This window comes from Pseudomonas sp. TJI-51 (assembly GCF_000190455.2).
Lineage (GTDB): Bacteria > Pseudomonadota > Gammaproteobacteria > Pseudomonadales > Pseudomonadaceae > Aquipseudomonas > Aquipseudomonas juntendi.
Genome location: NZ_AEWE02000177.1, coordinates 1 through 11,211 on the forward strand (window position 1 = coordinate 1; position 11,211 = coordinate 11,211).

An 11,211-nucleotide genomic window follows, 5' to 3' on the forward strand; every position below is an offset into this window, starting at 1 on the left:
AACTTATTGGGGGCAGTCCAAGATGTGGGAGCGGGCGTGCCCGCGAAGGGTCGCAAAGCGGCCCCAAATGACTTAACTGACTGGCATTGACCTTCGGGTGCCGTTTTTTTTGTCTGGCCCTGCGAAAGCGGCCACACCGGGGTTCCAGTCAGTAATCCGCCGGTGCTTCCAGCAGCATCTGCCGGAACTCCGCCAACGGCAACGGCCGGCTATGCAGGTAGCCCTGGTACAGGTAGCACCCCAGCTGCTCGAGAAACTCCAGCTGCTCTGTCAGTTCTACCCCTTCGGCAATCACCGCCAGGTCCAGGCTGCGGGCCATGGCGACGATGGCACGGACGATTTCCGCATCGTTCGGGTCGACCGTCGCATCGCGCACGAAGCTCTGGTCGATCTTCAGTGCATCGACCGGTAAGCGCTTCAGGTACGTCAGCGACGAGTAGCCCGTGCCGAAGTCATCCATGGCGAAACTCACCCCATAGCGCTTGAGCTCGCGCATCTTGCTGATGGTGTCCTCCAGGTTCTGGATGACGATGCCCTCGGTGATTTCCAGCTTCAGCATCTTGCGGGGCAGACGGTAGTCGTCGAGGCTGCGCAATACCCGCCCCACGAAGTCGGCCTGGCGGAACTGCCGCGGGCTGATGTTCACGCACAGGCTGAAGTCGTCGGCGTCGATCAGGCCGTCCGTCAGCATGCGCGCGCAGGCGTCGCAGGCCTCGTCCAGGATCCAGCTCCCCACTTCCAGAATTAGCCCGCTTTCCTCCAGTACCTGGATGAACTGCGCGGGTGGCTGCTGGCCAAGTTGCGGGTGGTGCCAGCGTAGCAGCACCTCGGCACCGACGATGCGGTTGTCACGGGCATCCACCTGCGGTTGGAAGTGCAACGCCAGTTCGCCGCGGGCCAGGGCCAGGCGCAGGTCGTTCTCCATGCGCAGGCGTTCGCTGGCGGCCTTTTGCATGGTGGTGTGAAACAGCTGGGTAGTGTTGCGACCGGAATCCTTGGCCCGGTACAGGGCGATATCGGCACGTTTGAGCAGGTCGGCCGGGGTGGCACCATGGTCGGGGATCAGCGCCACGCCGATGCTTGGCGTGACCTGCAGGCGCTGGCCATCCAGCGACATGGGCTCGGCCAGCAGCTCGCGTAGGGTGTCGGCCAGTTCGCGCACTTGTGCTTCCACCAATTCTCGGCTGCCTTCCAGACCACTGAGCAGCACCACGAACTCGTCGCCGCCCAGGCGCGCTACGGTGTCTTCCAGGCGCACGCTGGCTTCCAGGCGCGCGGTAATGATCTTCAGCACCGCGTCGCCCACCGGGTGGCCCAGCGAGTCGTTGATGTGCTTGAAGTGGTCAAGGTCGAGGAACAGCAGCGCGCCGCGCAGGTTGTGGCGCTTGAGCAGGGCGATCTGCTGGCTGAGGCGGTCCATCAGCAGGGCGCGGTTGGGCAGGTTGGTCAGCGGGTCGTGGTAGGCCAGGTGCCGGATCTGCGCCTGGGCGTTCTTCAGCTGGCTGACGTCGCGGGCGGTCAGCAACAGGCAGTCCACTTCATTGAGGGTGATCCGCTCGACCGACACCTCCACGGTCAGGATATCGCCGCGCTTGTTGCGCCCGAGCATCTCGCGGTGATGAACCCGGCCGCGCTCGCGCAGTTCGGCGAGCAAGGCGCCGCGTTGCTTGTCATCGGCCCAGATGCCGATTTCGTACACCGTCTGGCCCACCACTTCTGCAGCGCTATAGCCGGTCAGGCGGCAGAAGCCATCGTTGACTTCCAGGTAACGGCCACTGTTGCATTCGGTGATGGTGATGGCGTCAGGGCTGGAGTGGAAGGCCTTGGCGAACTTTTCCTCGCTGGATTTCAGGGCCGCTTCGGCGCGTTGCTGTTGGGTGATGTCGCGCAGGGTGGTCACGCTGCAGGGCTGGTCGTCGACAGTAATCAGGCGGCTGGAGATCACGCACGTCAGGGGCGCCCCACTGCGGTGGTTGACGACCACGGCGACATTGCTCAGCGCCTGTTCGCGAATTACCCGTTCGATGCGTTGCGCACGCTCGATGGATTCGGCCCACAAGCCGATCTCCTCGGCAGTGCGGCCAAGCACTTGCTCGCTGCTCCAGCCGAAGTTCTGGGTGAAGGCCGGGTTGATCTCGATGAACTGGCCAGTGTCCTGGCGGGTAACGCAGATGGGGTCGGGGCTGACCTGGAACAGGCTGGCGAACTTCTCCTCGGAGGCGCTCAGGCGCTGCTCGCGTTCGACCTGGTCGGTAATGTCGAGCAACGTGCCGGCCATGCGCAGCGGGTTGCCCTGGTCGTCCCGGTAAAGCCGGGCGCGGCTCTCGATGTAGCGCGAAACGCCGTTTTCCAGCTGCACCCGGTAGGTGATCTGGTAGTTGCCGGCAGGGCCTTCGCGCAGGCTTCGGTAGGCTTGGCGCATCGAGTTGCGCTCTTGTTCCGGTACACCCTCGAAGAAGGCGTCGAACGACTCGTGGAAAGGAATCGGCGGCAGGCCGTGCAACTGCGCGGCGCGGGCCGAGCCATAGAGCATGCCGCTGGGAATGTGCCAGTCCCAGGTGCCCAGCTGCGCCGAGTCCAGGGCCAGGTCCAGGCGCTCCTGGCTGTCTTTCAGGGCCTGCTCGGCGCGCTTGCGCTCGCTGGTGTCGACGAAGGTGCTGATCAGGAAGGTCACGCCTTCCAGTTCGATGCCCTGGGTGCAGAGAATGCCGTCGTGCACCTTGCCGCTGATGGCCCGGAACTGGACCTCCATGATCTGCGGGTCGCCGTTGGCGCGGGTCGACTCGATCACCTGCTGACGCTGCTCGGGGTTGACCCACAGGCCCAGCTCCAGGCTGGTCTTGCCGATGACCTGGCTGCCAGGCCAGCCGAACATGTCTTCGAAATGCTGGTTGACCTCGAAGATCATGCCGTCGTGGCGGCGGGAGAGCAAAATGGCGTTGGGGCTGAGGTGGAACAGCGTGGCGAAGCGCTTCTCCGAGTTGATCAATGCCGCTTCCCGCTCGCGCTGGCGGGTGATTTCACGCACCACCCCGATCATCTGTGGCCGGCCATGCTGGTCGTGGGTCAGGCTGCCGTTGATCTCCAGCCAGTGCAGGCTGCCGTCCGGCCAGCGGATGCGGTGGCGCATGGCGCGTTCCACCGGCTCGCCGTTGAAAATCGCCTGGAACACCTGGCGGGTACGGGCGCGGTCCTCTTCGGGCAGCAGGTCGAGGTAATCGGCATCGGCGGGCAGCGGGCGCTGGGGGTCGAAGCCGAACAGCGCCTGGGTACCGCGTGACCAGCTGACCCGGCCGCTTTCGATATCCCATAGCCAGGCACCCAGGCGTGCGCCGTTGAGCGCGGCCAGCAATTGTGGGGCGTTCTGCCAGGCCTGCTCGGATTCCTGCGGGTCGGCCGCAGGTATTCGCGGCAGGCGCAAAAAGCGGTTCACTGTTTTGGGCATCGGTACCAGACCTTTGGCGTAAGACGCGTCCTTGGAGTTGGAAATGCCGGGCTGACGGCCGGTCAGGCGGACCCCGCGTGGCTGTCGAGCAACGCCATGAACGCCCTGGCCGCGTTCGACAGCGTACGCTCCGTGTGCAAAATGTAGCCTAGCTGGCGCGACAGCTGTATGCCGGGCAAGGCGATGGGTGCAACCTGTTCATCGAGCATGGTGCGCGGCAGCACGCTCCAGGCCAGGCCGATCGATACCATCATCTTGATGGTTTCCAGGTAGTTGGTGCTCATGGCGATGTTCGGCGTCAGGCCCTGGCTTTCGAACAGGCGCTGGACGATATGGTGGGTAAACGTGTTGCCACCGGGGAACACCGCCGGGTGGCGGGCGACATCGGCCAGGCTCACTGCCTGGTTGTTGGCCAGCGGGTGCTCGGGCGCGGCGACGAAATCCAGGGCGTCGTCCCATACCGGTACCGCTTTGACCAGGTGGTGCGGCTCGGGCGCCAGGGTGATCACGGCAATTTCGGCGCGGCCATGCAGAATCTCGTCGTAGGCCTGTTCTGAATCCATGAACTGAATATCCAGTGCTACTGCTGGGTACTGGCGGGTGAACGCCCGTAAAAGCGGGGGCAGGCGGTGCAGACCGATATGGTGACTGGTGGCCAGGGTCAGCCGACCACTCACCGCCCCGTTCAGGTTGGTCAGCGCCCGTCGGGTATCATCAAGGACGTTGAGGATCTGGTAAGCGCGGGGCAGCAGTGCCCGCCCGGCCTCGGTCAACGTCACTTCGCGCCCCAAACGGTCGAACAGGCGTACGTCCAGCTGCTGCTCCAGGCCCGCGATGCGCTTGCTGATGGCGGGCTGGGTCAGGAACAGGCGTTCCGCTGCCCCGGAAAAGCTGCCGCTTTCCGCAATGGCGATAAAGGCACTAAGGTTGGCCAGGTCCATGGTTTGGTATTCCTTTTGGCTATCCAAAGCATAAAAATTATGAATTTGAGTTATTCAATCTAACCCCATAGCATCGTCCATACAAGCCAAGGGGTTTTTGGCACAGAAAGACGCTGATGAGGAACAGTCTGATGGCTGGCAAAACGCTCTACGACAAACTCTGGGAAGCCCATGAGGTCAAGCGCCGTGATGACGGCTCGTCCTTGATCTACATCGATCGCCACATCATCCACGAAGTGACATCGCCCCAGGCCTTCGAAGGCCTGCGCCTGGCCAACCGCAAACCGTGGCGCATCGACGCCAACATCGCGACGCCGGACCACAACGTGCCAACCACGCCGGAGCGCAAGGGCGGCATCGAGGCCATCGTCGACCAGGTGTCGCGCCTGCAGGTGCAGACCCTCGACGAGAACTGCGACGAATACGGCATCGTCGAATTCAAGATGAACGACGAGCGCCAGGGCATCGTCCACGTCATCAGCCCGGAGCAAGGCGCCACCTTGCCGGGCATGACCGTGGTCTGCGGCGACTCGCACACCTCGACCCACGGCGCGTTCGGGGCCCTTGCCCACGGTATCGGCACCTCCGAGGTCGAGCACGTGCTCGCTACCCAGTGCCTGGTCGCCAAGAAAATGAAGAACATGCTGGTCCGGGTGGAAGGCGAGCTGCCGGCCGGCGTCACCGCCAAGGACATCGTCCTGGCCGTGATCGGCAAGATCGGCACCGCCGGTGGCAACGGCCACGCCATGGAATTCGCCGGCAGCGCCATTCGTGCGCTGTCGATGGAAGGCCGCATGACCATCTGCAACATGTCCATCGAAGCCGGTGCCCGCGTGGGCCTGGTGGCCACCGACGCCACTACCGTTGCCTACGTCGAAGGGCGCCCCTACGCGCCGAAGGGCGAGCAGTGGAAGCAGGCGGTCGAAGCGTGGAAAGACCTGGTGTCGGATGACGATGCGGTGTTCGACACCGTGGTCGAGCTGGATGCCAGCCAGATCAAGCCGCAAGTCAGCTGGGGCACTTCGCCCGAGATGGTCCTGGCCGTCGACCAGCGCGTACCGGACCCGGCCGCCGAAGCCGACCTGGTCAAGCGCGGCTCGATCGAGCGTGCCTTGAAGTACATGGGGCTGACGGCCAACCAGGCCATCACCGACATCAAGCTGGACCGCGTATTCATCGGCTCGTGCACCAACTCGCGCATCGAAGACCTGCGCGCGGCGGCGGAAATCGCCAAGGGCCGCAAGGTGGCCGCCAGCGTCAAGCAAGCCATCGTCGTGCCGGGTTCGGGCCTGGTCAAGGCGCAGGCCGAACGTGAAGGCCTGGACAAGATCTTCCTCGAAGCCGGTTTCGAATGGCGTGAACCAGGCTGCTCGATGTGCCTGGCGATGAACCCGGACCGCCTGGAAAGCGGCGAGCATTGCGCGTCCACCTCCAACCGCAACTTCGAAGGCCGTCAGGGTGCCGGTGGGCGTACCCACCTGGTCAGCCCGGCCATGGCCGCCGCTGCCGCGGTAGCCGGTCATTTCATCGATGTTCGCGAGTTGATCCAAGGGAGCGCAGCATGAAAGCCTTTACCCAGCACACTGGCCTCGTCGCACCGTTGGACCGTGCCAACGTCGACACCGACCAGATCATCCCCAAGCAGTTCCTCAAGTCGATCAAGCGCACCGGCTTTGGTCCCAACCTGTTCGACGAGTGGCGTTACCTGGACGTGGGCCAGCCCTACCAGGACAACAGCAAGCGCCCGGTCAACCAGGAGTTCGTGCTCAACTATCCACGCTACCAGGGTGCCAGTGTGTTGCTGGCGCGGGAAAACTTCGGTTGCGGCTCCAGCCGCGAGCACGCCCCCTGGGCGCTGGACGAGTATGGCTTCCGCAGCATCATTGCGCCGAGCTTCGCTGACATCTTCTTCAACAACAGTTTCAAGAACGGCTTGCTGCCAATCATCCTCAGCGATGAGGAAGTGGACGAGTTGTTCAAGCAGGTGGAAGCCAACCCGGGCTACCAGCTGACCATCGACTTGCAGGCCCAGGCGGTGACCCGCCCAGACGGCAAGGTGCTGCACTTCGAGATCGATGCCTTCCGCAAGCACTGCCTGCTCAACGGCCTGGACGATATTGGCCTGACCCTGCAGGACAGCGATGCGATCAAGGCCTTCGAAGGCAAGCACCGTGCTGCGCAGCCTTGGCTGTTCCGGGATGCCTGAATGATGTAGCCGGGTTCGCTGGCCTCATCGCCGGCAAGCCAACCCAGAACCAAAAGGATCGAGACATGACCAGCAGCCAACACACCGACGTGGTCCAACGCCAGTTCGGCGAACAAGCCAGTGCCTACCTCAGCAGCGCCGTACACGCCCAGGGCAGTGAATTTGCCTTGCTCCAGGCCGAACTGGCAGGGCAGGGCGCCGCCCGTGTGCTGGACCTGGGCTGCGGTGCCGGGCATGTCAGCTTCCACGTCGCGCCGCTGGTAGCCGAAGTGGTCGCCTACGACCTGTCGCAGGCCATGCTCGATGTGGTCGCCAGCGCCGCGGCCGAGCGCGGCCTGGGCAATATCATCACCGAACGCGGCGCGGCCGAACGCCTGCCGTTCGCCGATGCATCGTTCGATTTCGTTTTCAGCCGCTACTCGGCCCACCACTGGAGCGACCTGGGCCTGGCCTTGCGCGAAGTGCGCCGGGTGCTCAAGCCAGGCGGCGTGGCGGCGTTCATCGATGTGATGTCACCGGGCAGCCCGCTGCTCGACACCTACCTGCAAACGGTCGAAGTGCTGCGCGACACCAGCCACGTGCGCGATTATTCCGCCGCCGAATGGCAGCGCCAGGTTAGCGAAGCCGGTTTGCACGTGCGCAGCCACACCCGCCAGCCGCTGCGCCTGGAGTTTTCCAGCTGGGTCGAGCGCATGCGTACCCCCGAGCCGATGCGCGTGGCTATCCGCCAATTGCAGCAAGCCATGGGCGAAGAAGTACGGCAGTATTATCAGATCGACAGCGATGGCTCGTTCAGCAGCGATGTACTGGTGCTGTGGGCAGAGCGATAAGTTTTTTTCGGTGGGGCCCGCTTGGCCACGCCGTGTGAATGGATAGAGGAAAGCATGAGCAAGCAGATTCTGATTCTCCCAGGTGACGGTATCGGGCCGGAAATCATGGCCGAAGCGGTCAAGGTGCTGGAGCTGGCCAACGACAAGTTCCAGCTCGGTTTCAGCCTGGCCCACGATGTGATCGGTGGCGCTGCCATCGACAAGCACGGCGTGCCCCTGGCCGACGAAACCCTGGAGCGTGCGCGCAAGGCCGACGCGGTCTTGCTGGGCGCGGTGGGCGGGCCGAAGTGGGACAAGATCGAGCGTGATATCCGCCCGGAGCGCGGCCTGCTGAAAATCCGTTCGCAACTGGGCCTGTTCGCCAACCTGCGCCCGGCCATCCTCTACCCGCAACTGGCCGACGCGTCTTCGCTCAAGCCCGAGATCGTTTCCGGCCTGGACATTCTCATCGTTCGTGAGCTGACCGGCGGTATCTACTTCGGCGCCCCACGCGGCCAGCGTGAACTGGAAGGTGGCGAGCGCCAGGCCTACGACACCCTGCCGTACAGCGAAAGCGAAGTGCGCCGCATTGCCCGTGTCGGTTTCGACATGGCCCGCGTGCGCGGCAAGAAACTGTGCTCGGTGGACAAGGCCAACGTGCTCGCTTCCAGCCAGCTGTGGCGCGAAGTGGTCGAAGACGTGGCCAAGGACTACCCGGATGTGGAACTGAGCCACATGTACGTGGACAACGCCGCCATGCAACTGGTGCGCGCCCCCAAGCAGTTCGACGTGATGGTGACCGACAACATGTTTGGTGACATTCTGTCGGACGAAGCTTCCATGCTGACCGGGTCCATCGGCATGCTGCCTTCGGCCTCGCTGGATGCCGACAACAAGGGCATGTACGAGCCTTGCCACGGCTCGGCCCCGGACATCGCCGGCCTGGGTATCGCCAACCCACTGGCGACCATTCTGTCGGTGTCGATGATGCTGCGTTACAGCTTCAATCAGTCGGCCGCCGCCGAGGCGATCGAGAAGGCCGTGAGCCTGGTTCTGGACCAGGGGCTGCGCACGGGCGACATCTTCTCGGAAGGCTGCACCAAAGTTGGTACGCAGGAAATGGGCGACGCAGTAGTCGCAGCCCTGCGGAATCTGTAATCTCTCTGGCCCGCCACCCCACATTCCTGGTGGCGGCCCACTTTTAGCAAAGGTGTAGTTGCGATGAAACGTGTAGGTCTGATCGGTTGGCGCGGTATGGTCGGTTCCGTGCTCATGCAGCGGATGCTGGAGGAGCAGGACTTCGACCTTATCGAGCCGGTGTTCTTCACCACCTCCAACGTGGGTGGCCAAGGCCCGAACGTGGGCAAGGATACAGCGCCGCTCAAGGACGCTTATTCGATTGAAGAACTCAAGACCCTCGACGTTATCCTGACCTGCCAGGGCGGCGACTACACCAACGAGGTCTTCCCCAAGCTGCGTGAAGCCGGCTGGCAGAGTTACTGGATCGACGCCGCCTCGTCCCTGCGCATGCAGGACGACGCGGTCATCATCCTCGACCCGGTCAACCGCAAGGTCATCGACCAGCAGCTGGACGCCGGTACCAAGAACTACATCGGCGGCAACTGCACTGTCAGCCTGATGCTGATGGGCCTGGGTGGCCTGTTCGAAGCTGGCCTGGTCGAGTGGATGAGCGCCATGACCTACCAGGCAGCCTCGGGCGCTGGCGCACAGAACATGCGTGAGCTGATCAAGCAGATGGGTGCTACCCACGCGGCCGTCGCCGACGACCTGGCCAACCCGGCCAGCGCCATTCTCGACATCGACCGCAAGGTCGCCGAGGCCATGCGCAGCGAAGCGTTCCCGACCGAGAACTTCGGCGTACCGCTGGCTGGCAGCCTGATCCCGTGGATCGACAAGGAACTGCCGAACGGCCAAAGCCGTGAAGAGTGGAAGGCCCAGGCCGAGACCAACAAGATCCTCGGCCGCTTCAAGAGCCCGATCCCGGTCGATGGTATCTGCGTGCGCATCGGCGCCATGCGTTGCCACAGCCAGGCGTTGACCATCAAGCTGAACAAGGATGTGCCGATTGCCGATATCGAAGGCATGATCAGCCAGCACAACCCTTGGGTGAAACTGGTGCCTAACCAGCGTGAAATCAGCATGCAGGAGTTGTCGCCGACCAAGGTCACCGGCACCCTGAACATTCCGGTTGGCCGCCTGCGCAAGCTGAACATGGGCTCGCAGTACCTGGGCGCTTTCACCGTGGGTGACCAGCTGCTGTGGGGCGCTGCCGAGCCGCTGCGCCGCATGCTGCGGATTCTGCTGGAGCGTTGATCGTTCTGGTTCGTCCGAAAACCCGTGCTGGCAACAGCACGGGTTTTTTGTTTGGCGCCAGCTGCTGCAGCCTCCGCGAACCACCGCTGGCCCCGCCAAGCAGTCTGCTACCGCAGCTGGCCCAACCAAGCTGAAGCCGTCACAGACAAAACCCTGCAATCCGAGTAAAGTGCCGCCCCCGCCGTTTTCTGCAAGAGGATCCCTACCATGACACACCCATTGGACATCGCCGTCGTCGGCGCCACCGGCAGCGTCGGTGAAGCCTTGGTACAGATCCTCGAAGAACTGGATTTCCCCGTGGCAACCCTGCACCTGCTGGCCAGCATGGAGTCGGCCGGCAGCAGCGTGATGTTCGCCGGGAAGAAACTGAAGGTTCGCGAAGTCGACAGCTTCGACTTCGGCCAGGTCAAGCTGGCGTTCTTCGCCACTGGCGCTGCGGTTAGCCGCAGCTTTGCCGGCAAGGCGCTGCAAGCCGGTTGCACGGTGATCGACCTGTCCGGTGACCTGGACGAGGCCCTGGCGCTGGTGCCCGAGGCCAACGCCGAGCGCATCGCCGGCCTGGCGCTGCCCGCGCGAATTGTCAGCCCGTGCTCGGCCGCTGTCGCCTTGGCCGTCGCCCTGGCGCCGCTCAAGGGCCTGCTGGAGATCGAGCGTATCCAGGTGATGGCCGCACTGGCCGTTTCGGCACAAGGCCGCGAGGGTGTCAGCGAACTGGCCAGGCAAACTGCCGAACTGCTCAATGCCCGGCCGCTGGAGCCACGCTTCTTCGACCGCCAGGTAGCGTTCAACCTGTTGGCCCAGGTCGGTGCCGCCGACGATCAGGGCCATACCGCGTTGGAGCGCCGCCTGGTCACTGAGCTGCGTGTGCTGCTGGGCCTGCCTGAGCTGAAGATTTCCGTGAGCTGCATTCAAGTACCGGTGTTTTTCGGCGATAGCTTCAGTGTGGCCGTGCAAAGCCGTCACCCAGTCGATCTGGCCGCGGTCAACCAGGCCCTGGAGGCTGCCGACAGTATCGAACGGGTGGAAAATGATAACTATCCAACCCCGGTTGGTGACGCAGTCGGGCAAGACGTGGTCTATGTTGGTCGTGTACGGCACGGTATTGATGAACAGCAGCAGCTCAACCTCTGGCTGACCACCGACAACGTGCGCAAAGGTGCCGCGCTCAACGCTGTGCAAGTGGCGCAATTGTTGATTAAACACAGGCTGTAAAAGATACTGGCGAGCACTTTTGTCCTGCTCCGCATGCAGGTTTCGGGACGATTCATACAAGGGAAGAGGTCATGCTTCGAATTCGCAAACTGGTTCTGGCCATGGCTGCAGCTTCAGCGCTGTCGTCTGGCATGGCGAATGCGCTGGGCCTGGGGGAGCTGACCCTGAAGTCGGCACAGAATCAGCCGCTGGACGCCGAGATCGAATTGCTCGACGTGCGCGACCTCAAGGCCGCCGAAGTGGCACCCAGCCTGGCGCCTGCGC

9 protein-coding genes are annotated in these 11,211 nt (G+C 63.4%); 7 read left to right on the top strand and 2 right to left on the bottom strand.

Annotated features, from left to right (window positions below):
- Window positions 1-148: 148 nt before the first annotated feature.
- Complete coding sequence (locus G1E_RS26390; protein ID WP_009681667.1) at window positions 149-3,445, bottom strand: PAS domain S-box protein; 3,297 nt, start codon at window positions 3,443-3,445, stop codon at window positions 149-151.
- A 62-nt stretch (window positions 3,446-3,507) separates the two neighbouring features.
- The gene (locus G1E_RS26395) at window positions 3,508-4,386 is read right to left on the bottom strand and encodes a LysR family transcriptional regulator (RefSeq protein WP_009681666.1); all 879 of its coding nucleotides are present in this window, start codon (window positions 4,384-4,386) and stop codon (window positions 3,508-3,510) included.
- A gap of 131 nt (window positions 4,387-4,517) precedes the next feature.
- On the opposite strand from G1E_RS26395, the gene leuC reads away from it, so the two are divergent.
- The 7 genes from leuC to G1E_RS26430 all read left to right on the top strand — a co-directional run.
- Complete coding sequence (gene leuC / locus G1E_RS26400; RefSeq protein ID WP_009681665.1) at window positions 4,518-5,951, top strand: 3-isopropylmalate dehydratase large subunit; 1,434 nt, start codon at window positions 4,518-4,520, stop codon at window positions 5,949-5,951.
- Window positions 5,948-6,592, top strand: a complete 645-nt coding sequence (leuD, locus tag G1E_RS26405) for a 3-isopropylmalate dehydratase small subunit (protein ID WP_009681664.1) — start codon at window positions 5,948-5,950, stop codon at window positions 6,590-6,592. The genes leuC and leuD overlap by 4 nt, the downstream gene beginning before the upstream one ends.
- Before the next feature lie 65 nt (window positions 6,593-6,657).
- Entirely contained in the window at window positions 6,658-7,422 is a 765-nt protein-coding gene (locus tag G1E_RS26410; protein WP_009681663.1) for a class I SAM-dependent methyltransferase, read from the top strand.
- Between the two features lie 54 nt (window positions 7,423-7,476).
- Entirely contained in the window at window positions 7,477-8,559 is a 1,083-nt protein-coding gene (gene leuB, locus G1E_RS26415) for a 3-isopropylmalate dehydrogenase (RefSeq protein WP_009681662.1), read from the top strand.
- A 63-nt stretch (window positions 8,560-8,622) separates the two neighbouring features.
- Complete coding sequence (gene asd / locus G1E_RS26420; RefSeq protein ID WP_009681661.1) at window positions 8,623-9,735, top strand: aspartate-semialdehyde dehydrogenase; 1,113 nt, start codon at window positions 8,623-8,625, stop codon at window positions 9,733-9,735.
- Between the two features lie 207 nt (window positions 9,736-9,942).
- Window positions 9,943-10,947, top strand: coding sequence for an aspartate-semialdehyde dehydrogenase (locus tag G1E_RS26425; protein WP_009681660.1), 1,005 nt, complete (start codon window positions 9,943-9,945; stop codon window positions 10,945-10,947).
- 71 nt (window positions 10,948-11,018) lie between these two features.
- A partial coding sequence (locus tag G1E_RS26430; RefSeq protein ID WP_047150267.1) for a FimV family protein occupies window positions 11,019-11,211 on the top strand: 193 nt, incomplete at its 3' end.